The 22,954-nt window shown below is 68.0% G+C and carries 25 protein-coding genes and 1 tRNA gene; 10 read left to right on the plus strand and 16 right to left on the minus strand.

The window, feature by feature from the left end; all coding sequences use genetic code 11:
• The first annotated feature begins 161 nt into the window (after positions 1-161).
• Entirely contained in the window at positions 162-2,297 is a 2,136-nt protein-coding gene (locus VHS75_RS08765; RefSeq protein WP_329638230.1) for a M13 family metallopeptidase, read from the plus strand.
• Between the two features lie 136 nt (positions 2,298-2,433).
• Here the strand turns inward: VHS75_RS08765 and VHS75_RS08770 are convergent, their stop codons facing one another.
• Positions 2,434-2,682, minus strand: coding sequence for a DUF6356 family protein (locus VHS75_RS08770; protein WP_329638231.1), 249 nt, complete (start codon positions 2,680-2,682; stop codon positions 2,434-2,436).
• Positions 2,683-2,887: 205 nt separating this feature from the next.
• Entirely contained in the window at positions 2,888-3,943 is a 1,056-nt protein-coding gene (locus tag VHS75_RS08775; RefSeq protein WP_329638232.1) for a hypothetical protein, read from the minus strand.
• A 101-nt stretch (positions 3,944-4,044) separates the two neighbouring features.
• Between VHS75_RS08775 and VHS75_RS08780 the strand changes: the two genes are divergently transcribed.
• The gene (locus VHS75_RS08780) at positions 4,045-4,971 is read left to right on the plus strand and encodes a pyridoxal-phosphate dependent enzyme (protein WP_329638233.1); all 927 of its coding nucleotides are present in this window, start codon (positions 4,045-4,047) and stop codon (positions 4,969-4,971) included.
• Here the strand turns inward: VHS75_RS08780 and VHS75_RS08785 are convergent.
• Complete coding sequence (locus VHS75_RS08785) at positions 4,968-5,198, minus strand: hypothetical protein (protein WP_329638234.1); 231 nt, start codon at positions 5,196-5,198, stop codon at positions 4,968-4,970. The genes VHS75_RS08780 and VHS75_RS08785 overlap by 4 nt on opposite strands.
• Positions 5,199-5,316: 118 nt before the next feature.
• Here VHS75_RS08785 and VHS75_RS08790 point away from each other — a divergent pair, with 118 nt between their 5' ends.
• Positions 5,317-5,823 (plus strand): OsmC family protein, encoded by a 507-nt coding sequence (locus VHS75_RS08790; RefSeq protein WP_329638235.1) that lies wholly within the window; start codon positions 5,317-5,319, stop codon positions 5,821-5,823.
• Between the two features lie 18 nt (positions 5,824-5,841).
• On the opposite strand, the gene VHS75_RS08795 is transcribed toward VHS75_RS08790, so the two are convergent.
• Positions 5,842-5,916: transfer RNA gene (locus VHS75_RS08795), tRNA-Gly, on the minus strand.
• A gap of 157 nt (positions 5,917-6,073) precedes the next feature.
• Between VHS75_RS08795 and VHS75_RS08800 the strand changes: the two genes are divergently transcribed.
• Entirely contained in the window at positions 6,074-7,168 is a 1,095-nt protein-coding gene (locus VHS75_RS08800) for an NADH:flavin oxidoreductase (protein ID WP_329638236.1), read from the plus strand.
• A gap of 210 nt (positions 7,169-7,378) precedes the next feature.
• A complete protein-coding gene (locus tag VHS75_RS08805; RefSeq protein ID WP_329638237.1) occupies positions 7,379-7,966 on the plus strand; it encodes an HD domain-containing protein in 588 nt (195 codons plus the stop codon).
• 125 nt (positions 7,967-8,091) lie between these two features.
• Here VHS75_RS08805 and VHS75_RS08810 read toward each other — a convergent pair whose 3' ends face one another.
• From VHS75_RS08810 to VHS75_RS08865, 12 genes are all read right to left on the minus strand, one after another.
• The gene (locus tag VHS75_RS08810; RefSeq protein WP_329638238.1) at positions 8,092-8,280 is read right to left on the minus strand and encodes a helix-turn-helix transcriptional regulator; all 189 of its coding nucleotides are present in this window, start codon (positions 8,278-8,280) and stop codon (positions 8,092-8,094) included.
• On the minus strand, positions 8,277-8,654 hold the full coding sequence (locus tag VHS75_RS08815) for a hypothetical protein (protein WP_329638239.1): 378 nt from the start codon (positions 8,652-8,654) through the stop codon (positions 8,277-8,279). Before VHS75_RS08815 ends, VHS75_RS08810 begins: the two co-directional genes overlap by 4 nt.
• A 303-nt stretch (positions 8,655-8,957) precedes the next feature.
• Entirely contained in the window at positions 8,958-9,842 is an 885-nt protein-coding gene (locus VHS75_RS08820) for a TraB/GumN family protein (RefSeq protein ID WP_329638240.1), read from the minus strand.
• A gap of 27 nt (positions 9,843-9,869) precedes the next feature.
• A complete protein-coding gene (locus tag VHS75_RS08825) occupies positions 9,870-10,889 on the minus strand; it encodes a 2'-deoxycytidine 5'-triphosphate deaminase (protein ID WP_329638241.1) in 1,020 nt (339 codons plus the stop codon).
• 41 nt (positions 10,890-10,930) lie between these two features.
• Positions 10,931-11,677, minus strand: coding sequence for a basic secretory protein-like protein (locus VHS75_RS08830; protein ID WP_329638242.1), 747 nt, complete (start codon positions 11,675-11,677; stop codon positions 10,931-10,933).
• 14 nt (positions 11,678-11,691) lie between these two features.
• Entirely contained in the window at positions 11,692-12,738 is a 1,047-nt protein-coding gene (locus VHS75_RS08835; RefSeq protein ID WP_329638243.1) for a hypothetical protein, read from the minus strand.
• A 106-nt stretch (positions 12,739-12,844) separates the two neighbouring features.
• Complete coding sequence (locus VHS75_RS08840; RefSeq protein ID WP_329638244.1) at positions 12,845-14,080, minus strand: alpha/beta hydrolase; 1,236 nt, start codon at positions 14,078-14,080, stop codon at positions 12,845-12,847.
• A gap of 12 nt (positions 14,081-14,092) precedes the next feature.
• On the minus strand, positions 14,093-14,674 hold the full coding sequence (locus tag VHS75_RS08845; protein ID WP_329638245.1) for a hypothetical protein: 582 nt from the start codon (positions 14,672-14,674) through the stop codon (positions 14,093-14,095).
• Positions 14,675-14,736: 62 nt separating this feature from the next.
• Positions 14,737-15,810 (minus strand): hypothetical protein, encoded by a 1,074-nt coding sequence (locus tag VHS75_RS08850; RefSeq protein WP_329638246.1) that lies wholly within the window; start codon positions 15,808-15,810, stop codon positions 14,737-14,739.
• 202 nt (positions 15,811-16,012) lie between these two features.
• Positions 16,013-16,183 carry a hypothetical protein gene (locus VHS75_RS08855; RefSeq protein ID WP_329638274.1) on the minus strand — a complete coding sequence of 57 codons (171 nt, stop codon included), beginning with the start codon at positions 16,181-16,183 and terminating at the stop codon, positions 16,013-16,015.
• Between the two features lies 1 nt (position 16,184).
• Positions 16,185-16,619, minus strand: a complete 435-nt coding sequence (locus VHS75_RS08860) for a DUF1801 domain-containing protein (protein WP_329638247.1) — start codon at positions 16,617-16,619, stop codon at positions 16,185-16,187.
• A 211-nt stretch (positions 16,620-16,830) separates the two neighbouring features.
• Positions 16,831-18,246, minus strand: coding sequence for an aldehyde dehydrogenase family protein (locus VHS75_RS08865; RefSeq protein ID WP_329638248.1), 1,416 nt, complete (start codon positions 18,244-18,246; stop codon positions 16,831-16,833).
• 98 nt (positions 18,247-18,344) lie between these two features.
• Here VHS75_RS08865 and VHS75_RS08870 point away from each other — a divergent pair, with 98 nt between their 5' ends.
• The 5 genes from VHS75_RS08870 (at position 18,345) to VHS75_RS08890 (ending at position 22,884) form a co-directional block, all read left to right on the plus strand.
• Positions 18,345-19,235 carry a LysR family transcriptional regulator gene (locus VHS75_RS08870; RefSeq protein ID WP_329638249.1) on the plus strand — a complete coding sequence of 297 codons (891 nt, stop codon included), beginning with the start codon at positions 18,345-18,347 and terminating at the stop codon, positions 19,233-19,235.
• Between the two features lie 323 nt (positions 19,236-19,558).
• A complete protein-coding gene (locus VHS75_RS08875) occupies positions 19,559-20,053 on the plus strand; it encodes a hypothetical protein (protein ID WP_329638250.1) in 495 nt (164 codons plus the stop codon).
• Positions 20,054-20,255: 202 nt separating this feature from the next.
• A complete protein-coding gene (locus tag VHS75_RS08880) occupies positions 20,256-20,795 on the plus strand; it encodes a hypothetical protein (RefSeq protein WP_329638251.1) in 540 nt (179 codons plus the stop codon).
• A gap of 308 nt (positions 20,796-21,103) precedes the next feature.
• On the plus strand, positions 21,104-22,288 hold the full coding sequence (gene metZ, locus VHS75_RS08885) for an O-succinylhomoserine sulfhydrylase (protein WP_329638252.1): 1,185 nt from the start codon (positions 21,104-21,106) through the stop codon (positions 22,286-22,288).
• A 41-nt stretch (positions 22,289-22,329) separates the two neighbouring features.
• Positions 22,330-22,884 (plus strand): surface-adhesin E family protein, encoded by a 555-nt coding sequence (locus VHS75_RS08890; protein ID WP_329638253.1) that lies wholly within the window; start codon positions 22,330-22,332, stop codon positions 22,882-22,884.
• Positions 22,885-22,954: the final 70 nt, after the last annotated feature.

Below are 22,954 nucleotides of genomic sequence, written 5' to 3' on the forward strand. Positions count from 1 at the left end.
GCACCCGCTCTCCCTCTCCACCACCCGCTCTCCGGCGGGTGGTCCCCCTCTCCCGCTACGCGGGAAAGGAAGCTTGCGCAGGATCAGAATTCCCCGTTTCTTGACGCGCACGGCAGGAACCAACCCTGCCAGCTCCCATCCCGCGCATCAGAGAGACGCCGATGATCCCCGCTCGCCGAAACATCCTGCTCGCCGCCGCCGCGGTCGCCGCGTTCGGCGTGGCCCCTGCGTGGGCGGCCCCGCAGGCGCTTAAGGGGCATCGCACCACGACTGTCCGGATGCCTGAAGGGACAAACGAGGCGCCGGTGCCGGCCGCCGACCTGGCGACGCCGAAGTACGGGACCTGGGGCTTCGACGTCTCCGGCATGGACACCTCGATCAAGCCCGGCGACGACTTCTTCAACTACGCCAACGGCAAGTGGGCGGCGCGCACCGAGATCCCCGCCGACCGGACCCGCTTCGGCAATTTCGACAAGCTCTCGGTGCTGTCCGAGAACCGCGCCCACGCCATCGACATGGACGCTGCGGCGGGCAAGCTCAGCGACCCCCAATCGCTGAAGAACGGGGACGCCGCCAAGATCGGCGCGGCCTACGCCTCCTTCATGAATGAGGCCCTGGCCGACCAGCTGGGCGCCAAGCCCATCCAGCCGGAGCTGGCGCAGATCAAGGCCGCCAAGACCAAGGCGGCGTTCACAAGCCTGATGGCCAAGGCCAATTCCACCGGCTTTGCGACCATCTTCCCGGTGGGCATCACCATCGACGCCAAGGCGCCTAAGAAATACGCCGTGCATGCGGCCAACGGCGGGCTGGGCCTGCCCGACCGCGACTACTACCTGCAGGCCTCGTTCGCCGAGAAGAAGGCCAAGTACCAGGCCTATGTCGAGCAGATGCTGACGCTGGCCGGCTGGCCGAAGCCCGCCGAGAACGCCAAGGCCATCGTCGCCTTCGAGACCCAGCTGGCCGAGGCCTCCTGGACCCGCGTCCAGCGGCGCGACCGCGACAAGACCTACAATCCCGCCACCCCGGCCGAGATGGACACGCTGGCCCCTGGCATCGGCTGGGCCAAGTACCTGGCGGCCGCCGACCTGCCCGGCGTCAAGCGCGTGGTGGTGACCACCAACACCGCCTTCCCCAAGGTGGCCAAGATCTACGCCGACACCCCGCTGGAGACCCTGAAGGCCTGGCAGGCCTTCCATCTCACCGACGGTGCGGCGCCCTATCTGTCGAAGCCCTTCGTCGACGCCCACTACCAGTTCCGCAACAAGGAGCTGGCCGGCCAGCCGGAGCAGCAGCCGCGCTGGAAGCGCGCCGTGGCCTTCACCAACGGGATGGTCGGGGAATCCGTGGGCCGGGTCTATGTGGCCCGCTATTTCCCGCCGTCGGCCAAGGCCAAGATGGACGCCCTGGTGGGCGACATCCACACCGCGCTCCACGCCCGCATCGAGAAGCTCCCCTGGATGAGCGATCCGACCAAGGCCAAGGCGCTGGAGAAACTGTCGAAGTTCACCGTCAAGATCGGCTATCCGGCCAAGTGGCGCGACTATTCCAAGCTGGTGCTGAAGAGCGACGACCTCTACGGCAACGCCATGCGCTCCGGCGCCTTTGAGTGGCATAGGGACGTGGCGCGGCTGAACAAGCCGGTCGACAAGTCCGAGTGGGGCATGACCCCGCAGACGGTCAACGCCTACTACAACTCCTCCAACAACGAGATCGTCTTCCCGGCCGCGATCCTGGCTCCGCCGTTCTTCGATCCGGACGGCGACATGGCGATCAACTATGGCGGCATCGGCGGGGTGATCGGCCACGAGACCAGCCACGGCTTCGACGACCAGGGCCGCAAGTCCAACGGCGATGGCCTGCTCACCGACTGGTGGACCGCCGAGGACGCGACGAAGTTCAAGGCCCAGACCGACCGCCTGGGCGCCCAGTATTCGGCCTTCGAGCCCCTGCCCGGCGCGCATATCCAGGGCGGCCTGGTGATGGGCGAGAACATCGGCGACCTGGGCGGACTTTCCCTCGCCCTCGACGCCTACCACGCCAGCCTGCACGGCAAGCCCGCGCCGGTGATCGACGGCCTGACCGGCGACCAGCGGGTGTTCCTGGGCTGGGCCCAGGTGTGGCGTGAGAAGATCCGCGAAGACACCCTGCGCCAGCGCCTGGCCACCGACCCGCACTCGCCGGCCGTCTATCGGGTGAACGGCACGATCCGCAATATCGACGGCTGGTACTCCGCCTTCGACGTGAAGCCCGGCGACAAGCTGTACGTCGCGCCGGACCAGCGGGTTCGGATCTGGTGATCTCTTCCCTCCCCGTGCCGGGGAGTGACAGGCCGCATCGCGGCCAGGGTGAGGAAGTCTGAGTCAGCACTTGAACGCGACTGCCTCACCCGTCTCGCTGGCGCTCGCCTCCCTCCCCGACGGGGAGGGAAAAGCCTCAGATCCCTTCGGCGTAGCCCAGGAAGCCTTGGGTCTCGGGGGCGCGGTGGCGGTTGGTGACCATGCGCTGGTGCAGCAGCTTGATCCGCTGGCTGCCGCTCTTCTGGCAGGCGAACGGCAGGATGGCATGGATGAGGCAGGCGAAGGCGCCCACGAACATGGTCATGGCGAACCAGGACGCCGAATGCATGTGCTCGAAATAGGTCTCGCCGACGCTCTCGGGATGTTCGGTGAAGGCGCGAAACATGGAGCAGGACCCTTGGTCTGAAGCGTAGGGACATGATGGGACCTGGCCGGAGAAAAGCTTTGTCTGTTTGTGGTCTGAAACGACTCGGAGATGGAATTTTCTCCTGCGAATGCGTGATTGGGGAGAATCATGTTCTTCGTATTGAGTATGTTAACCGCACCCTAACGCGCCAAGCCGGCTTTCGGAGAATCACCCCTCCGCCGGGCTAGCGGTCCAGGGCCACGGCGCGGGGCGCGCCGGTAGCCGACGCCGGCGGGCGCGGCTTCAGGCCGATGGTCTGACGGCGTGGGTCGTAGAGCACCGACCAGGCGAAGTAGGGCGCGGTGCCGGCGTAGATGACCGTGCCGGACACCCGGCGCTCCTGGCGGTAGCTGAGGCGGGTGCCGAGATCGCGGTCGCCAACCCCCATCTCGATCCGCGCGGCGATCCCGCCGGTCGTGTCGAAGAGCTCCAGAGTGGCCGTCGAGCCATCCGACCAGGGCCCGCCCTCCAGACGCCCGTTGGCCACCGCCAGGCCCGGCGCGCCGGTGTCCATCAGCACCAGCCCGCAGGCGCTCTGGCGCGCGGCGCGGTTGCTGAGGCAGCCGGGCGCCGCGTCGTGCAGGCCGCCGCCCCGCTCATGTGCATAGGGCGCGGCCAGCGGGGTCTGGGCGTAGCCGGCGACCTCGGCCTCGGTGGGGTTGAGGATCAGCCGGCCTTCGCCCTCGCCCGGCCGCGGCAGCTCGACGATCCAGCGGCGCGCGCCCAGGAAGCGTAGCGGATTGCCCACCCGGCCCGGCGCCATGTCGATGCCGAGGATCGCCTTGAAGCCCTCGCCCGGCAGGCCGTCGCTCGCGATCCCGTACTTGTCGAGCGTGGTGCGCGAGGCCGGGCAATGCGGCAGGTAGCTGTAGCAGCCGATGGTCGCGATCAGGTGCACCGGCGCGGTCCCCTCAGCGCCGGCGATGGTCAGCTTCGCGTCGCTGACCACGCCCTCGTAGCGCGAGCCGGAGGCATAGCCGTAGGTCTCGGCCTCCTGGCTCGCGGCGGCGTCGCCCGGCTTCAGCGCGCCGGGCAGGATGCGCAGACCGGTCGAGCCGGTGTCGAGCGCGGCCATCAGGCGGGTGGCGCCCACCTGCACCTCCACGGCGTAGCGCCGCGCGCCGTTGGTCAGCACGGTCTCCACGATCGGCGTCTCGCTGCGGACCGCCGCCGGCTGGGCGCAGGCCGGCGCGGCGGCGGCCAGGCCGAGCCAGGATGAGATGAGGAGGCGGCGCCACATGGCCCGTCATCTGACACCGCCCAGCCGCGCCCCGCAAACCGCCTCTGGCCTTGGACCGCGGAACTGGCGAAAAGGCCTGACCGCCGCCGTCGGAGACGCCCTTGGGCCCGCTGCACATCGAAACCCCTTACATGCCCCACCGCGGGCTGCCGGCCAGCGGGCGCGAGACCTGGGTGAAGATGGACGCCTATCAGCCGACGGGGTCCTTCAAGATCCGCGGCGTCGGGCGGCTCTGCCAGGCGCTGATGGCGCAGGGCGCGAAGAGCCTGGTCTCCTCCTCCGGCGGCAACGCCGGCTATGCGGCGGCCTACGCGGGCCAGGCGCTGGGCGCGCCGGTGACCGTGGTGGTGCCCTCCACCACGCCGGTCTTCATGCGCGACAAGATCGCCGCCCTCGGCGCCCAGGTGATCGTCGAAGGCGACGTCTGGGACCAGGCCGACGCGCTGGCCCGCGCCATCGCCGCGCGGGGCGAGGCCGCCTACGTCTCGCCCTTCGACCATCCGCAGCTGTGGGCCGGACATTCCAGCCTGATCGACGAGATCGTCGCGCAGGGCCCGGTCCCCGACGCGGTCGTGGTGGCGGTCGGCGGCGGCGGGCTGATGTGCGGGGTCGCAGAGGGCCTGGGCCGCCATGGACTGGACGGCGCCGTGATCGTGGCGGTGGAGACGACCGGCGCAGCAACCCTGGCGCGGTCGATGGCGGCCGGGGCGCAGGTGACGCTGGAACGGATCGAGACGATCGCCTCCAGCCTGGGCGCCCGGCGCGTGGCGGACGCGGCCTTCGCCTGGTCGCAGGCCCGGCCGATGGTTCCGGTGGTGGTCTCCGACGCCGACGCGGTGCGCGCCTGCGCCCGTTTCGCCGACGATCATCTGGCGCTGGTCGAGCCCGCCTGCGGGGCGGCGCTCAGCCTGGCCTATGACGACCACCCGGCGCTGACGCCCTTCGCCCGGGTGGCGGTGATCGCCTGCGGCGGGGTGGTGGTGAGCCTGGAGAAGCTCAGCGCCTGGCGGGACCAGTTCGGGGTCTAGTTCAGCGCGACTTCCGCCTGGCGCGGCAGGCCGTAGGCGCGCACCGAAGCCGGCAGGCGAAGCGCCATGCGGGCCGCCTCGCGCATGGACGCGAAGGTGGTGGCCCGCTGCGGATCGGGGGTCCAGTCGGCGTGGCCGGTCTCGGAGAGCATGAGGTAGCTGGCGATCGCGCCCGGCCGCGAGACGAGCGCGGGCATCGGTTGGAGCGGAGCTAGAACGGCGGACATCTGCGGCCTCCCTGGTGTTAACCAGAAGCTAGACCCCATATTTGAACTCAACCATTCGTGGCGGTTCCCTAAGCAGTTCTACGGGGCCGCCTGTCCAAGAACCTGATTGGAGCCGCCCATGTCCGCAGATCCGCTTGCCGCCGTCGGTGAGGAAGTCGTCGTCGCCGAGACCGGGGTCGGCCGCCTGCAGGTGGAGGCCCGCACGGCCTCGGGCGCCATCCTGATCGACGAGCCGGTGTCGGTCGGCGGCCTGGGCTCCGGCCCGAACCCCTATGATCTGCTGAGCGCGGCGCTGGGCGCCTGCACCTCGATGACCCTGCGGCTCTATGCGGAGCGCAAGGGCTGGCCGCTCACGCGCGTGCAGATCAGCGTGCTGCACCATCGCGCCTCGGTGGACGCCCGCGACCTGTTCGAGCGCACGATCAGCCTTGAGGGGCCCCTGGATGACGCCCAACGCGCCCAGCTCATGACCATCGCCGAGCGCTGCCCCGTACACCGCACGCTCGAACGCGGCTCCGAGATCCGGACCACCCTGACCGCCGCGGCCATGACCGCCGAGCCGTCGCTGGCCAAGCCGCCCGAACACATGCGCGACTGCGAGGCGGCGGTGGCCGGCGCGGGGTAAGGCGGTGTTGTCGGGAATTGGAGCGGCCGGGGGGAATCGAACCCCCGACATTCAGCTTGGGAAGCTGACGTTCTACCTCTGAACTACGGCCGCGATCCTGAAGAGGCGGTTCCTTAGCCGGTCTGGCCGCGGGCCTCAAGACGGCGGCGGGGCTTGAGGCGGGCTGGCGGCGCTTTCAGGCCTGCTGGATTGCGGGGGGCTCGAAGGGTCGGCTAGGGTCGCTCAAACAGCCGTTTGAAGGACACGCGCCTTGCCTGACCTGTTCGAGCCCATGACGCTGGCCCACGGGCCGGCGCTGAAGAACCGCCTGGTGCTGGCGCCGCTGACCAACCTGCAGAGTCATCCGGACGGCACGCTGTCGGACGACGAGTTCAAATGGCTGACGTTCCGGGCCGAGGGCGGATTTGCGCTGACCATGACCTGCGCGGCGCATGTGCAGCGGGTCGGCCAGGGCTTTCCGGGACAGCTGGGCGTGTTCGGCGACGAGCACGTGGCCGGCCTGACGCGGCTGGCGGCGCGGATCAGGGAACTGGGCAGCGTGGCGGTGGTCCAGCTGCACCATGCCGGCATGCGCAGCCCCAAAGACCTGATCGGCGAGGCGCCGCGCTGCCCGTCGGACAACGCCGAGTTCGGGGCCCGGGCGTTGAGCCTGGCCGAAGTCGAACAGCTGCGCGACGACTTCATCGCCGCCGCGGTGCGCGCGGAGCAGGCGGGCTTCCAGGGCGCCGAGCTCCACGGGGCCCACGGCTATGTGCTGGCGCAGTTCCTGAGCCCCGAGGTCAACCAGCGCACCGACCGCTATGGCGGCAGCGTCGAGAACCGCGCCCGCATCGTCCACGAGATCATCGATGGCGTCCGCGCCAGCACCGGCCCGGACTTCAGCCTGGGCCTGCGGATCTCGCCCGAGCGGTTCGGCCTGAAGCTGGGCGAGATCGTCGAGGTCGCCCGCGGCGTGCTGGCCGACGGCAAGATCGACTACCTGGACCTGTCGCTCTGGGACTACGCCAAGGCGCCGATGGAAGAGGAATTCCAGGGCCGCAGCCTGATGAGCTATTTCGCCGAACTGCCGCGCGGCCAGGTGCGCATGGGCTGCGCGGGCAAGGTGATGACGCCCGCCGACGCGCGGGCCTGCCTGGAGCGCGGCATGGACTATGTGCTGCTGGGCCGCGCAGCGATCCTGCATCACGACTGGCCGAAGAAGCTGGCCGCCGATCCCGACTTCAAGCCGATCGCGATCCCGGTCAGCGCCGATCACCTGCGCGCCGAGCGCCTGGGCCCGGCGTTCGTGAAATACATGCAGACCTGGAAAGGCTTCGTGGCCGAGCCGGAGACGGAGTTGGCGTGATTTGAGCATCCTTCTCCCTCGGGAGAAGGTGGCCTCCGCAGGAGGTCGGATGAGGGGATTCTCGGACTCGTCGATTTCGTTTCGCGCCGATAGCCGGGCATGACCCCTCATCCGTCGGCTTCGCCGCCACCTTCTCCCCCAGGGAGAAGGAACGTTGACGGGCTCCTGCTCGCGCCGCACCCTTAAGCGCAACGATCGAAGGAGGCCGAGATGGCTGACGGTGAGGTGGTCCTGGACCGCGCGAAATTCCACGCCATGACCGAGGGGACCCAGGAGGACTGGGCCGCCATCGGCCGCGCCGCCGCCCCGCATCGCGGCGAGCTGGCCGACCGGCTGCTGGCGCACCTGAAGCTCTTGGACAACGACCACGGCGGCTTCGCGGTCGACCGGCTGGAGCACTCGCTGCAGACCGCGACCCGGGCGCACCGCGACGGGCGGGACGAGGAATATGTGGTCTGCGCCCTGATGCACGACATCGGCGACATCCTGATGCCGGCCAATCACGCGGAGCTGGGGGCCACGATCCTCAAGCCCTACGTCTCCGAGGCCAACCACTGGATGATGGACAAGCACGGGGTGTTCCAGGGCTACTACTTCTTCCACTACCTGGGTCTCGACCGCGACATGCGCGAGCAGTTCCGGGGCCACCCGCACTTCGAATACTGCGCCCAGTTCTGCCACCTCTACGACCAGAACAGCTTCGATCCGGCCTATGACTCCATGCCGCTGGACGCCTTCGAGCCGATGCTGCGGCGGGTGGTCGAGGTTCCGAAGGCCTCGATCTACAAGAAGGATTGAAGCCCTCCCCGAATGTCCCGGCGGAAGCCGGGACCCAAGCTGAGCTGGGGATCGTGGCGAAGGCCGCGAATTCATTTCGTACGCCCCATGGTTCCCGGCTTTCGCCGGGATAGTCGGGATGTTTTCTAGGCCTCGAAGATCGCCTCGATAGGCATCGCGAACAGCGCCGCGATCTTGAAGGCCAGCGGCAGGCTGGGATCGTACTTGCCGGTCTCGATGGCGTTGACGCTCTGGCGCGAGACGTCGAGGCGCTCGGCCAGGTCGGCCTGGCTCCAGTCACGCTCGGCGCGCAGGACCTTCAGGCGGTTCTTCACCGGAATCTCCAATAGACCAGCGGCGTCGAAATCCCCTGGGCGATCACATAGAGGGTGGCCACATGGTAGAGCGGAACCATCGGCGCGCCCGCTAGCGCCTGCAGGAACCCGTAGACCGTGGTGACCGCCAGCACGATCGCCAAGGCGCAGAGCATGGCGGTCATCATCATCCGCCGGTGGAACTCGTCGGTCTCCTCGATCAGATAGCGCACATTGACCCAGAGGACCCCGAGCAGCGGGACGGCCGGGACGACCGCGGCCAGGTAGCGCCAGATGCCAGTGGGCGGGCTGTGCCGGAAGAGCAGGATCACGCCCGTCAGCACGACGGCGTAGAGCATCAGCATCGGCCAGACGCGCCTTTGGTGGCGCTTCATGGCCGGAGACCAAGCCGCAGGACCTCGCCGCGGCGCCGGTGGGGAAAACGACTGACTCATGCAAGCCTCCTTGTCTTGATGACAAGGAAACATGACATGATTGTCATGTCAAGTACACGTGACAAAACGTAAGCCTTCCTTTCCCATTCATGGGAAAGGGGGACCGTCGGCCGACCCCGGCGAAAGCCGGGGAAAGAGCCGATGGTGGAAAGGGCAAGCCGGGAACGCGGGGCTTGCCGCTCGCCCTCTCCACCGCTCGCTCTCCGGCGAGCGGTCCCCCTCTCCCGCTGCGCTGGAAAGGAATTATTGAACCCGATCGACCTTGAAGCCGCGGGCGGCGAGCAGGGCCGGGAGGCCGTCGGGGCCGACCATGTGCAGGGCGCCGACATTGACCAGTTCGACGCCGGGGCTGCGGGCCATTTCGGTCGTCAGCTTGTCGGCCCAGGCGAGGTTGCGGCGCTTGAGCAGCACGTCGTAGAGCGCCGGATTGTCGTGCGCCAGCTCGCCTGCCAAGCCGGGGCCGAGGCGCGCCAGGTCGCCGGCCAGCCAGTCGCGTTCCAGCGAGGGCGCGCTGGGGCCAAGCGCGAGCCGCTTCGGCGGCGCGCGGCGCTCGTGGATCACGTCGGCGAGGTATTGGAGCTCCGCCGGCTCCGGCAGGCTGGCGAACACCCGGGCCTGGTCCTCCAGGGTCTCGAAGGTGCGGATCGTCTTGCCGCCATCGCGCGCCTGGCGCGTGACGGTGAGGTCGGCGCCGGTTTCCACCGTCGCGCCCTTGGCCAGCACCGGCTGCATCGACAGCATCAGGGCCGCAGCCCAGGGGCGCAGGTGCTCGATGCGGTCCATGTCGGGCGTCTCGCCCTTCAGGGCGCGAAGGTCGGCGGCGCCCAGCTTTTCGGAGAGGCCGCGCTCGGGGTCGACGCCGTAGCGGCTGACGATCAGGCCGATGGTGGCGGGATCGGCCGCGCCGAGGTCGACCTCGAACCAGACGGACCCGGCCTTGGCATAGGCGGCGTCATAGGCCGGCGTGCGCCAGGCGACGTTGGGCTGCAGGGCGTGCAGGGTTCCGAAGAGATAGATTTCGGAGCCGGCGCCGGTGACCCGCCACATGGCCGGCGCGGCGTGGGCGCTCATGCCCAGCATGCCGCCGATCACTCCGGCCGCCAGGGCCAGGACGCGCAACAGGGACATCGACAGGCCCTTCGACGGGGCCCCGCGCTACTCGCCCCAGATCCGGAAGTGCTTTGATAGCTTGAGACCCTGTCGCTGGTAATGCGACCCGAGGTCGCCGTAGAGCCGCTCGGGCTTTTCCGTCAGGGGCTCGTAGACCAGCCGCGCCACGGTCTGGCCGTCCTCCAGGATGAAGGGCGTCTCGTGGCTGCGCACCTCCAACACCCCGCGCGAGCCCTTGCCGTGGGCCTCGTCGGTGCCAAAGCCGGGGTCGAAGAAGCCGGCGTAGTGCACCCGGAACTCGCCGACCGACGGGTCGATCGGGGTCATCTCGGCGGCTTCCAGCACCGGGATCTCCACCGCCTGCTTCGACGCCAGGATGTAGAACTCGCCGGGATCGAGCAGCAGCTGGCCGTCCTTCGGCCGCAGCGGTTCCCAGAAATCGCGCGGGTCGTGGCCGTCTTCCTTATCGAGGTCGACGAGGCCGGCGTGCCGCCGCCCCCGGAAGCCCGCGATCGCGCCGGTCAGGTCGACGCCGACGCTTTCGGTGCGCAGGCGCGGCGGGTCGCCGGCCTTGAGCCGCAGCTGGTTCAGCCGTGTGCCGGCGCGCACCAGCACCGAGAAGGTCTGCGGCGCGATCTCCATATAGAGCGGCCCGTCGTAATGGGCGTCCACGTCGTCGAACCGATTGCCGCAGTCGGTCAGCAGACGGACGAACACATCCACGCGCCCCGTCGAACTCTTCGGATTGGCCCGCGCCGAAACCCCGGCCGGCAGCTTCAGCCGCTCCTGCAGTTCGGCGATGTAGACGCAGCCGCGCTCCAGCACCGCGCCGACGGTGAGGTCCACCTCGTGCATCGCCACCTCGGCGATCCGCTCGCGCACGGTGTGCCGGCCGGGCAGGAAGGACGCCCGCACCCGCCAGGCGCGGCCGCCCAGCCGCAGGTCCAGGCTGGCCGGCTGGACCTGGTCGACGTCGAACGGCGTCGCGGCCGAGATCGCGCCGTTGGCGATCAGGGCTTCGATGGCTTGGCAGGGCAGGATGCCCGGGCGTTGAGGCTCGCTCATGGGCGGCCAAGACTTAGCGGAGACGGCGAAGGTTGCAAGGGCTAGCGCGGCGAGAGCGCGCGGATCGCGGCCTGCTCGGCCTCCGGGGTCGCGGCCGGCGGCGAGGTGGCCAGATAGGCCCGCCAGAGCCGGGTGATATCGCCGCCGCCGAAGCGCTTCAGCGGCCCGAAACCGTCGCCACCGTCGCGCAGGTCCGCGTTCGTCGCCTGCACGGCGCCGGGATGCTGGCGCTCGATCCAATCCAATAAGGCGGCAGTGGACTGATAGCCGGCCCAAGGACCCCGACCGCGCGGGTCGAAGCCGCGGTTGATGTCGTTGGGCAGCAGGACGTAGTAGCGCAGGTAGTCGGCGATCCCCTCAGTGAGGAACGGCGGGGCGCCCGGCGGATAGGCCTGCGCCACGTGGACCATCTCGTGGGCCACCATGCCCGACCGATCGGGATTGCGGATCTGGCTGAGGACGTAGCCGGCGTCGACGGTGATACGCGTCCCGTTGGTCATGGCCGGAATGGTCTTTGGCGATATCGCGCTGATGTCGAGGGTGATCCTCGACGCCGGCGTGAATCCGGGCGAGGCCAGGGCGGTGGTGATCACCGGCCACCACCCCTGAGCCAAGGCTTCAAGGTCCTTCGTCCAACTCTCCAGCGCTGTCCGCTGGTCCAGCGTCAGCCGCGTGCTCCAGACGACGTCAAACAACGGCGGATGGTTCTGGGCCGCCGTCGCAGGAGCGGCCAGGAAGGCGAAGAGACCGGCCACGACGGCGCGGCGATCTGCGAACGAACTGGGCATGGGGCGCCGCCCGATCAATTTCCGCCCTTGGCCGCCGCTGCTTCCGCGAGCCGGGCGCCGCGAAGGATGCCCTCCATCGCGTAGTTCCCTTCATGGCAGGCGTATTCGTAGATCTGCCCTTTGGCGGGCTTGAAGGAATACTCGCCCGACCAGGCCTTGGTGTAGTGCGTCGGATCGTCGACCGTGAACTGGTAGAGCAGTTCGTCCTTCGCGATCCGCGTGAACCGCTCCGTCACCGTGCCCTGGGCCGACACGGGCGTGAGCGTGCGGCCTTCCTGAATGGGGTGCACGTTTCTCGTCTCGGTGACCATGGTGTCGCCATCCCACCAGGCCACGGCGTCACCCAGCCAGGGGCGGATCACCGCCGGATTGTGATGGGCGCGGGCCTCCTTCGCCGAGGCGAAGATCGGGGCGATCCGGAGGTCGTGGTTCATCTCCAGGTCGATGACGAAATAGCCGGGGGTGACGAAGAAGGCGTAGTTGTTGTTGTAGATCGCGTTCAGCATCACCGGGCCGCCGGCGTCGCTCTGGGAGATCAGGCAGCGTTCGCGGAGCGGGAGATCCTCCGGGTCGGAGTAGGCGCCCTTTCCGGACTGATACTCGACCCCGTCGCGGTTCATCAGCGCGAGGCTCTTCGCGCGGTTCTTGAACGGCATCTTGCCGTCGGCGGGGCTGGTGATGAAGGAGGAGCGCGCCTCGCCGCGAACGCGCATCAGCCCGTCCCCGGAGTCGATCCAGAACGAATTGTAACCGGCGGTCGCGTTCTCGTCCTTGAAGTTCCCCTTGCTGAGGTCCGAGGCGCCGTTGGCTGCGGCGTTGCGCGCTTTCGTGGCCTTCGCCACCGCCTCGGCCTGGTCCTTGGAGACGACGAGCGTCGAGAAGTTCGCCGGTCGCTCCAGCCGGGTGACGGTGGCGTTGGTCCAGACCCCACCGAAGTCGCGCGCCAGGTCTTTGGGCGCAGCCGCCTGGGGCTGCGGCGCCTGGCCCTGGGACTGGGCGAAGGCCGGGCTGGCAAGCAGAACGGCCAGCGCGGCGGCCGCAGACATCGTGGCTCTGGTCATCGCATCATCCTCCCTGGCTCGGCGCTTCGCGCTCTGCCGACAGTTTGGCGCCTTGCGTTCTCCAAGTTCAAGGCGCTCTCGCACGCGTCGCCGGGAGTCCACGCCGTCAGTTGAAGCGGCCCGATGTCGGCGACGCCTTGTGGCCTTCTCCGCTGCCGTTCTTGTCCGAGTCGCCCGACGGCGGCGGCGGCGGCGGGTTGCAGTCCCCGCGCGCAGGTTCCTTGGGATTGAGGGGGACCCGTGTCGGCGCGCCGGGGGGCTTCAGGTAGCGGTCGAACCAGTCGATGGCGGCGTTGATCGCCCGCGCCCGATCGCCACCATAGATGTCGTAGTGGGTGGCCTTGGGAAGCATCACCATCTTGCGCGGCCCTTTGACCTCCTCGCAGGCCAGCTGTCCGTTGTGGGTGTTGGAGAACAGCTCCTCGTTCTGAGCCAGGACGAACAGCGCCGGGGTGATCACATCCTCCGCCTGGTCGATCGGGGTCCAGCGCACCACCTTGTTTCCGACTGCGCGCGCCGGGTCGGCCGGATACTGCGCCTGGCCGGTGGCGAGCCGCGAGGCGGCGGCGTCGGCCTCGGCGACCACCTTGGCAGGGTCCGGCTGGTAGGGCTTGGAGGGGCGGGTGTCCATGCGGCTCACCTGGCTGACCAGCGCCTTGATCCGGGGCTCGAAAGCCGCCGCATAGATGACGTGGCCCCCGGCGAGATCGGACCCCAGGACGCCGATGCGGTCGGCGTCGACCGTCGGCATGGTCACCGCGTAGCTGACGGCGTTCAGCCAGTCCTGCGCCTGCTCCGACGGATCGACATAGCCGCGCAACTCACGCACCTCGGCGGAGAACGCACCGCCTGTCACCGGCCCTGCTGCGACGGCCCCCCCTGCGACAGACCGGGCGCCTGCGAGCATCACCCGGCCGTCGCTGTCGCCCCAGCCCCGGTAGTCGAACAGCATGACCAGATAGCCGGCGCGGGCCAGGTCGATGGCGCCCTCCCGCAGCGTCGCGGCCGTGGCGCCCCAGCCGGGCGCCATGATCACCGTGGGCAGCGTCTTGCCGTCGCTATCGGCGGCCCAGAACCATTGGGCCGTCAGATGCACGTTCTCGCTGATGAAGTCGGCGGCGCTGAAGGTGATCCCCTGCGGCGGACGGTAGTCGTGGGCCGAGGGGAGGCCTTGCAGGGTGGCGGGATCGATTGCCGGGACCTTGGGTCCGCCGCCATCCAGCGGGATCGGGACATCGGGAGCGCTGCCACCTAGCGAGATCGTTCTTTGCGCCGGCGCGGCGGTGGGCCAGGCGAGGGCGAGCACGGCAGCACAGATCAACGGGGCGAAACCGGATTTCATGAAACGCAACGATCAGCGAAAATAGTCATCGTAAACGCCCAGGATTCGATACTGAATTTCAAGTTTAACATCGCCCTCCTTTTCATGCAGGGTGACGGTTCCACTATACAGATCCGGGTTTATTCGCTTCAGGTTGCCCGTCTCTGTTGTCGTATCCCAATGATCGCCTGAGGCGGAGATTCCGCAGGGCTGGAATTTTTGAAGAGCATCATGCTGCTCGGGCGTGGGAATCTTCTCGGCTTCGAGGGGCGGCATCCAGGCCGTGCTGAGGTTGCTGCGCAGCCAGACGGTGTTGATGCAGTCCCCCGTCGGCGCCCGGAAAACCCGAACCGTGCGGGAATAGGTCCAGCCCTGACCATCGAAGACCGCGGGCCTCTGGTAGATGTTGAAGACGATGCCTAAGCGGAACGCCGGCAGGTCGGGCACGGGCTTGGGGGCCGCATCGAGCTTGGCCTGCAGCCGCCGGATCTGCTCGGACATGACCTGCGTTTCGACCTTTTCCCTTTGAATGGCCTCCTCGTTCATCAGCATGAGCGCGGCCACCAGGATCAGGAACAGAAACAGGATCCCGATGAACAGGTCGGTGAATGACACGAACGGTCCTTCATCGCCCGCCAGCTCCGTGGACCCGACGCGTCGCCGCAACCGCCCGGGCATCACTCGCCGCTCCGTCGCGGCGGCGCCGGTCCGAATGAGATGACCAAATCCCTCGCATTGGCCTTGATCGCCGCGGCCGTCTCGGCGAGCGCCGCGTTGAGGGGCTCCAGATCCAGCTTCGCAATCCGGGCGAAGACGGCCTCCCTCACGAACCGCAGGTCGCCCTCCTCCTGGCTGGCCACGCTGGCGTCCGGTGGGCACCAGGCGGCGGCGATCTCGGGATCGGTGAGCGCATGGTCGAAGGCGTCGCCCAGGCGCACGATGTGCTGAGCCTTCTCCGAGGTGGAGCGATAGATCTGCACGATCAGGGCGCAACCGACGCCCACCGCGGAGATCCAGAATTTGTTGGCGGCCGTCGCCAGCAGGACCTGGATGAAGTCGCGCATGTGCGCGCTTTGCGCCTCGGCCGATCCTTGGGCTGCGCCGATGTTGGCGCTCGCGATCGTCAGCGCCGCGATCAGGCCCATGAATGTGCCGAGCAGCGCCACGCGGATGATGAAGTCGCCAAAGCCGCTCAGGCCCTTGTGGAGCCGCCGGTACTCGTCCTCCAGCATCGTCCTGGCGGGACGCAGGCCCTCAAGACTGTGGCGCCCCGCGGGCACGGCCGCCATCACGCCCAGATAGCTGGCGGTCGCCCTGGCGGTCGCGGACTTGGGGTTTCGCCAGACCCTGTGTTCCACAAGGTCGTCCCTGCGGCAGGCCTCATGGGTGAGGATGCGGGCGCCCGTGGACTCGTTCAGCAACAGCAGCTGCGCGACCTTGCCGGATGCGTCAGGGGCATGGGCGCCGTCGACCAGCTTGATGATCTCGCCCGAAACCTTGGCTTCCGAGTTTATCGAGATCTGATTTCGAACAATCGCGATCGCAGTCAGTAAAACCAGCAGCCCAGAATAAACATACAGAAATGAACTGGACGCAAATAATCTAGCTATATCCACGAATGCTTCCCCCATTGCGCCGCGCTGTGCTCGGCTGGACCCCGTCCGTCCGCGTTCAGCTACCTTGGACGGACCTGCTGAACGTCCGCAACGGGTCGGAAGCGGTCGCTGGCTTGCGGCGGGAATAGAGGCCACCGTCCGGTGAACCGCGAATGTCCTATTTGTGGCGTGGCCGCAATGGCTCCTGACGCAGCGCTGACTCACAAGCGCGCCTCCGGAGAGCCCGCCTTAGGACCATTCGACATTCATCCGATGGTTCGTCGATCCTCCTCCCAAAGCGCCGCGCCGGCGTGGTTCTGATGGCGTCCGCAGAGCTCACCTTAGGCTGAAAACTCAATTATAGTTGATATATATCAATATCTTGAAAAATCCCGTCATCCCGGACGGCCCGCAAGGCCGAGCCGGGACCCAGGGGCGACCGCACTACACAACCCCCTGGGTCCCGGCTCTCCGCTGCGCTGCGGCCGGGATGACAGCGGTTGGAGTGGCAAACAATTGAGTCACCAATCTTAGGACGATGCGCCCGCCGACCGCGGCCCCATGGCGTCCGCGACGACCTCTTCGAGCACGCCGAGGTCCACGTCATTTACGGATCTGAACCTGATGCAATATCCGGTGATCTTGGCCTTCCCGAGCCGCGATCCATAGGTCTCGGACAGGTATGTCTTGTCCTTAGGACCCACGACATAGACCGATATGCCGGACGTATTGGCGCTCAGGCCGATCTTGTAGAACGCTCTCGAATCCCCGGCGGCATAGCTGAGCGTCTGCGACCCATATCCAATGTTCGGATTGGAAACGACCTTGCCGGCGTCGTTCCGGCCATCCAGGAACCACAGCTCGGCGTCGGGCGAAATCGCCAGGATGCGCCGATGCAGGTCCCGCAATTCCTCGCCCTTCGCCGGAGACTGATCGGCGATGTATCTGTCGATCTGATCGCTCACGCTCATACCAGGGGCCTCCCTCTTCCATCTTGCCAGGCTGCAGCCCGGACCGCGAACACCAGCCTCTCATCAAGACGACGAACGAGGTTGCCGGAAACCGACATGGGGTCGCGGTGGCGGCGCCCTAAACCAGCAGCCTTCAGCTCACCGGCGCCTGCGGTGGCGCCGGCGCGCTGAGCCCGAGCGGACGGTTCGGGCGCCGCGCGGGACGTCAGCCCAGGATCGCCTTGACCTCCAGGTGGGCTTCTAGCCCGTAGCGGCCGTATTCGCGGCCGATACCGGACTGCTTGAACCCGCCGAACGGCGCCAGGGGCGCGTGCGGCGCGCCATTGATCGTCACGCGGCCACAGTCCAGCCGCTCGGCCACCCGACGCGCGTGCGCCACGTCAGCGCTCTCGACATAGGCGTGCAGGCCATAGGGGCTGTCGTTGGCGATGGCGATCGCCTCCTCCTCGTCGTCGTAGGGGATCACACACAGCACCGGGCCGAAGATCTCCTCGCGGGCGATGCGCATGTGGTTGTTGACGCCGGCGAAGACGGTGGGCTGCACGAACCATCCCCGCTTGAGGCCAGCCGGCCGGCCTTCGCCGCCGACCAGGATTTCGCCGCCGTCTTCGAGGCCCAGACGAATGTAGCTTTGCACCCGATCCCACTGCTTCTGGCTGACCATTGGCCCGATCTTGACGGCAGGATCGGTGGAATCACCGACCTTGAGCGCCGCGACCGCCGTCTTGAGGTGCTCGAGGATCTCCGGCAGGCGCGATCTCGGCGCCAGGACCCGGGTTCCGGCAATGCAGGCCTGACCGCTGTTGAGGAAGCCGACCGCCACGACGGTCGAGACCGCGGCCTCTATATCCGCGTCGGGCAGGATGATGTTCGGACCCTTGCCGCCCAGCTCCAGGGTGACGCGCTTCATCGTCTCGGCCGCGGCGCGCATGATGGAGCGTCCCACGGCGGTCGAGCCGGTGAAGGTCACCTTGGCGATGTCCGGATGGGACGCCAGTTCGGCGCCCACCACGTCGCCTCGGCCGTTGACGATGTTGAACACGCCGGGCGGCACGCCGGCCTCGTGCAGGGCCTCGGTGAGGACCTGGGTTTGGGTGGCGCTCATCTCACTGGGCTTGATGACGACGGTGCAGCCGGCGGCCAGCGCGGTCGCAAGTTTGCTGCAGACGGAGCCGATATTGCTGTTCCAGGGGCTGATGGCGGCGACGACCCCCACCGGCTGCAGGGTGACCTCCGCGCCGCCGACAGTCTGTCTGAACTCAAACGCTTCCAGCGTCTCGGCCATGTCGAGGAAGAGATTGGCCGCGTGGGAAGCGGAGAAGCCGACGAACGTCTGCGGCGCGCCATACTCTTCGATCATCGCCGCGGCCAGCGCATCGGCCCGTGCGGCGACGGCGTCATGCAGCCGGCGGAGCAGCGCGATCCGCTCGGCCTTCGTGGTTTGGGAATAGAGCGGGAAAGCCCGCTTGGCGGCCGCGACGGCGGTCTGGGCGTCCACCGCGTCGCCCAGGCGCACCTGGCCGATCTTCTCCTCGGTGGCGGGGTTGAACAGGTCGAACAGCTCCTCCCCGTGCGGGGTGACGAACTGGCCGTCGATATAGACCGTGTCGATGGTGCGCATGGCGCGTCTCCTCTGGGTTGGTGAAGGGACATGTGACCTCAATCGACTGATCTGATAAGGCGATCAGAATGGCACAGGTTGATGCGAAAAATCGCGCAATGCGAGCGAGCCAGCTGGAGCTCGAAGCCGTGGTGGCCGTGGCGCGTCACGGTGGCTTCCGGGTTGCGGCGCGCGAACTGGACATGTCGTCCTCGGCGCTCAGCCACGCGGTGGCGGCGCTAGAGGCGCGTTTGGGCGTTCGTCTGTTCAACCGGACGACACGCAGCGTCGCGCTCTCCGCTGAAGGCGAGCAGTTCGTGGGGGAGATCGCGCCGGCCTTGGCCGCGATCCGCACCGCCATGGAACGGATCGACGAGCATCGCGCCGAGCCGGTCGGCGCCCTGCGTTTGAATGTGCCGCCGGGCGCGGGGCGCATGATCCTGTCGCCGCTGATCACCGAATACATGCGCCGCTATCCGCGCGTGACGGTCGACGTGGTCAGCGAAGGGGCGATGGTCGACATCGTCGGGCAAGGCTTCGACGCCGGCGTTCGGCTGGAGGAGTTCGTTCCGCCGGACATGATCGTGGCGCCGATCACCCGCCCGATACGCTCGATCGTGGTGGGCTCGCCCGCCTACTTCGCGGGCCGCAAGCGGCCAAGAACGCCGGCCGACCTGGCGGAGCATCGGTGCATTCGCCGGCGCCTAGGGAGCGGCGCGATCTACCGCTGGGAGTTCGAGAAACGGGGCGAGGCTGTCGCGATCGACGTCCCGGGCCAACTGACCCTCGACGACAACGATCTGATGCTGATGGCGGCCCTGGCCGGCGAGGGCCTGGCCTTTGTCTCCGACATCGCCGCCGCCAAGTCGATCGAGGCCGGCCTGTTGCTGCCGGTCTTGGAGGACTGGTCGCCGGAATATCCGGGTCTTTGTCTCTACTATCCGAGCCGCCGCAACATTCCGGCCCGGCTGCGCGCGTTCATCGACCTGATCCGGCGCCAGCCGCGCTGATCTCAACCTTGGATCTCAGCCTTCCTGTCCCCTCATGACTCCATCAACCCGCTCCTCTCCCAGATGCGAAGCATCGTGGGAGAGGTTGGGAGAGGCGCAGACGGCGGACAAGGCCGGCCCTTCGTCGGTGGCGCAAAGCCGACGGTCCGCTAAGATCGGCCTTCCACATTCGGCGGCGTTCAGTTTTGCAGGTGGTCGGTTTGGCGTCATGGGCCCCTCTTCCACCTTGGTCTAGGCTCGGCGCGGGGATGCTGCTGGCCGCGTCGGTCGCGGGTTGCCAGACCGCCAAGACCGTGGCGACAGCGCCCCTGATCCCGTTCCTGATGATGGCCGACGGGGCGGGCGTGTCCGATCCTGCCAAGGCGTACGTCAATCCGGACCGCCGCGTCCTCGAAACGCCGGGCGTCTACATCTTCAGTCACAAGGACGCCCCTCAAGGTTTCACCAGGCTGACTGTAAAATCCGACCTGGCGGTTATCCTGGACGGCTTTGGCTGCCATCTGGAGGGGCACCTCGATCCCAATCCCGCGGGAGCCTTCTTCGGCGGCGGCACGACCGTGGACTTCGCCAAGGCTTACCTTGCGAGCGCGGCTTCCGGGTCCTGTCCGGCGCCCGAAGGGACCGGGTTCTATATCCAAGGCATTTTCGACGTGCAGGTCGGCGTGCGCCGGCGGGACTTCCCATTCGGCAACATGTTGTTCGTGCAGGTCTTCGTCCCCTATCCCTATGCCAAGGCCAACTTCAAACCTCCCTTCAACCCTGACGGCGCCGCGGCCCGGGGTGTCTTTTCAAAGGTCGAAGCGCTTCCCTTGGAATAGCAGAACACGCGCGCTCTGATCGAATTACGGTGACAGCGTACGAAACCGGTCACCTTCACCTCGCCGGCGCCGAAGCCCGGCGTCGACGCCTGCATCTCCCAGATGCCGCCCCTCCTTAAACCTCATGGAGGATGCGAGCCTTCGGGGCAGGGCAAGTCAAGGTTCGCCAAAGGCGACCGCCACGCGGCGGCGCAAAGCGCCGATGCATGCGGCGGCGCGCGAGGCGCAGCGGCGGTTGCTGGAGGCCGAGACGACGGACGATTTCGCCAAGCTGACCGCCTCGCTGGCCAAGCTGGCGCGCGGCGTGCGCCAGTCGATCCTGCTGCACCGCAGGCTGGAGGCCGAGCGGCTCGCGGCGGCGGAGCGGGCGGAGGCGGAGCGGGCGGGCGCGGAGGCCGGCTCGGAGTTCGTCCCGCGCTATCTCAAGCGCGTGCGCATCCGCACCGCGATCACCTGCCACGTCTGGAACGAGTTCGATGACGACGAGGACGCGGAGCTGTTCCGCGACGACCTGAACGCCCGGCTCGACGAGCTGGAGGGAAGCCACGACTTCCTCGACATCCCCATCGACGACCTGATCGCCGGCCTCTGCCGCGACCTCGGGTTCGAGCCGCCCGAGCCCTCTACCTGCCCCGTCGCGGCAGCGACGGCGGGAGGGGGACCATCGGCCGCAGAGCCGATGGTGGAGGGGGCAGGCCCCGCCCACGGCGGCCCCGCCCTCCACGCGCCCAACACCTCCTGATCGCCGCTCATCCCCGCGCAAGCGGGGACCCAAGATCGAACCACGGAAAACACGGAAAGAGCACGGAAAGCGGGTCGTCCGAGCGGCTGGCGCCAGGCCGAATCGCGCGCTTCGCGCGCAATCAGATCCTCCGCCGCATCCAAGATCGAATCTCGTTCCGTGCTCTTTCCGTGTTTTCCGTGGTTCAAAAAACCTGCGCGCCGCTCGCGCGGGGATGAGCGGAATTGCGCCCGTTTGCAGGAAACCGCGCCTTGACGCCCCGCTCCGCCTGCCGTTCAAGCGGCGCTCTAAAGCGAAGGAGCCCCGCCATGGCCGAAGATCCGCGAGACTGGGACGTCGAGACCCGGCTGGTGCGCGGCGGCATGGCCCGCAGCCCCTATGGCGAGATCTCCGAGGCGCTGTTCCTGACGCAGAGCTTCGCCTACGACAGCGCCCAGGCCGCCGACGACCGCTTCTCCGGCGCCGATCCGGGCTTCATCTACCAGCGCTTCGGCAACCCCACCACGCAGATGTTCGAGGACCGCCTGGCGCTGCTGGAAGGCGCCGAGGTCTGCCGCGCCACCGCCTCGGGGATGAGCGCGGTGCATGTGGCGCTGCAGGGGCTCCTGCGCGCCGGCGACCACCTGGTGGCGGGCCGGGCGCTGTTCGGCTCGTGCCGCTGGATCATCTCCGAATGGCTGCCGCGGTTCGGGATCGAGGCGACCTACGTCGACGCCACCGACCTGGAGGCCTGGAAGAACGCGGTCAGGCCCAACACCAAGGCCTTCCTGATCGAAAGCCCGGCCAATCCGCTGCTGGAGGTGACCGCCATCGGCGCGGTGGCCGAGATCGCCCATGCCGCGGGCGCCAAGGTGATCGTCGACAACGTCTTCGCGACCCCGATCTTTCAGAAGCCGTTGGCGCTGGGCGCCGACATCGTCGTCTATTCGGCCACGAAGCATATCGACGGCCAGGGCCGGGTGCTGGGCGGGGCGATCCTGGGCGCCGAGGCGCTGATGACCGAGGCCTACAAGGACATCCTGCGCCACACCGGCCCGGCGCTGTCGCCGTTCAATTCCTGGGTCCTGCTGAAGGGCCTCGAGACCCTGGAGCTGCGCGTGCGCCGCCAGACCGAGAACGCCGCCAAGGTGGCCGACGTGATCGCCGCGCACGCCAAGACCCGCCAGACCGTCTACTGCGGCCGGCCCGATCATCCGCAGGCGGCGATCATCGCCAACCAGATGACCGGCGGCGGCAATCTGGTGGCCTTCGACCTGGGCTCCCGCGAGGCGGCCTGGAAGTTCCTGGATGCGCTGCAGATCGTCGACATCTCCAACAACCTCGGCGACGCCAAGTCGATGGCCACGCACCCCTGCACCACCACCCACCGCTCCATGCCCGAGGCGGAACGGCTGGAGATCGGCCTGACCGAGGGCTGGGTGCGGATGAGCGTCGGCCTGGAAGGCGCCCGGGACCTTTCGCGCGACGTCAGCCGCGCGCTGGACGCGGCCTGACGCCCTTCGCCTTGCGCCGGCCCTGTGCCAGGATGGACGCCATGACGCGGATGCGGACAGCGATGCTCGGCGTGGCCATGGCGGCGAGCCTGACAGGCCCTGGCCTCTGCGCGACGAAGCCGCCCGCGAAGCCCGCCATCGTCGATCCGCCGCCGCCGGCCAGCCTGGAGGTCGGCGACGTCGAGGCCTGGGCCTCGGCCTATATCGACCGCGACATGTGGACCCTGATCACCCACGACCTGGAAGGCGCGCGTTTCGTGCGGCCGGAGGGCGGCAAGGCCACCGCGCCCTTCACCATCGAGGCCGACATCCGCACCGAGCTGTTCCAGCCGGTGCAGATGGGCCCGGGGCTGGCGCGTTCGGGCCTGGCGCACTGGTCGGTGGATTGCGCGGGCACGCGCTACTCCGTGCTCAGCATGACCATCTACAGCCACAACAACCTGCGCGGCGAGCTGGCGCGCAAGCCGACCGCCGACAAGGACTGGATAACGCCCAACGAATTCCAGGTCGCGACGATCAAGGTGATCTGCAAGGCCGTGCTGAGCGGCAAGCCGCTGGAAACCCCGCTTGGCGCCCCGCCGGTCGCGCCCTCCTGACCCCGCCGCAAATATGGTTTCCGCGCTGGTAACCTTTCGCTAGCCAGTACGAACTAGCCCTGTGACAGGG

The organism is Phenylobacterium sp., assembly GCF_036264965.1.
Taxonomy (GTDB): Bacteria; Pseudomonadota; Alphaproteobacteria; order Caulobacterales; family Caulobacteraceae; genus Phenylobacterium.

Excerpts from the sequence above, each read along its gene's own strand:
- VHS75_RS08825 (WP_329638241.1), bottom strand. The coding sequence starts at position 10,889 with ATGAGCGAGCCTCAACGCCCGGGCATCCTGCCCTGCCAAGCCATCGAA.
- VHS75_RS08835 (WP_329638243.1), bottom strand. The coding sequence starts at position 12,738 with ATGACCAGAGCCACGATGTCTGCGGCCGCCGCGCTGGCCGTTCTGCTT.
- VHS75_RS08770 (WP_329638231.1), bottom strand. The coding sequence starts at position 2,682 with ATGTTTCGCGCCTTCACCGAACATCCCGAGAGCGTCGGCGAGACCTAT.
- VHS75_RS08865 (WP_329638248.1), bottom strand. The coding sequence starts at position 18,246 with ATGCGCACCATCGACACGGTCTATATCGACGGCCAGTTCGTCACCCCG.
- VHS75_RS08785 (WP_329638234.1), bottom strand. The coding sequence starts at position 5,198 with ATGTCCGCCGTTCTAGCTCCGCTCCAACCGATGCCCGCGCTCGTCTCG.
- VHS75_RS08765 (WP_329638230.1), top strand. The coding sequence starts at position 162 with ATGATCCCCGCTCGCCGAAACATCCTGCTCGCCGCCGCCGCGGTCGCC.
- VHS75_RS08870 (WP_329638249.1), top strand. The coding sequence starts at position 18,345 with ATGCGAGCGAGCCAGCTGGAGCTCGAAGCCGTGGTGGCCGTGGCGCGT.
- VHS75_RS08880 (WP_329638251.1), top strand. The coding sequence starts at position 20,256 with ATGCATGCGGCGGCGCGCGAGGCGCAGCGGCGGTTGCTGGAGGCCGAG.
- VHS75_RS08815 (WP_329638239.1), bottom strand. The coding sequence starts at position 8,654 with ATGAAGCGCCACCAAAGGCGCGTCTGGCCGATGCTGATGCTCTACGCC.
- VHS75_RS08830 (WP_329638242.1), bottom strand. The coding sequence starts at position 11,677 with ATGCCCAGTTCGTTCGCAGATCGCCGCGCCGTCGTGGCCGGTCTCTTC.
- VHS75_RS08805 (WP_329638237.1), top strand. The coding sequence starts at position 7,379 with ATGGCTGACGGTGAGGTGGTCCTGGACCGCGCGAAATTCCACGCCATG.
- VHS75_RS08840 (WP_329638244.1), bottom strand. The coding sequence starts at position 14,080 with ATGAAATCCGGTTTCGCCCCGTTGATCTGTGCTGCCGTGCTCGCCCTC.
- VHS75_RS08875 (WP_329638250.1), top strand. The coding sequence starts at position 19,559 with ATGATGGCCGACGGGGCGGGCGTGTCCGATCCTGCCAAGGCGTACGTC.
- VHS75_RS08820 (WP_329638240.1), bottom strand. The coding sequence starts at position 9,842 with ATGTCCCTGTTGCGCGTCCTGGCCCTGGCGGCCGGAGTGATCGGCGGC.
- VHS75_RS08890 (WP_329638253.1), top strand. The coding sequence starts at position 22,330 with ATGACGCGGATGCGGACAGCGATGCTCGGCGTGGCCATGGCGGCGAGC.
- metZ (WP_329638252.1), top strand. The coding sequence starts at position 21,104 with ATGGCCGAAGATCCGCGAGACTGGGACGTCGAGACCCGGCTGGTGCGC.
- VHS75_RS08790 (WP_329638235.1), top strand. The coding sequence starts at position 5,317 with ATGTCCGCAGATCCGCTTGCCGCCGTCGGTGAGGAAGTCGTCGTCGCC.
- VHS75_RS08775 (WP_329638232.1), bottom strand. The coding sequence starts at position 3,943 with ATGTGGCGCCGCCTCCTCATCTCATCCTGGCTCGGCCTGGCCGCCGCC.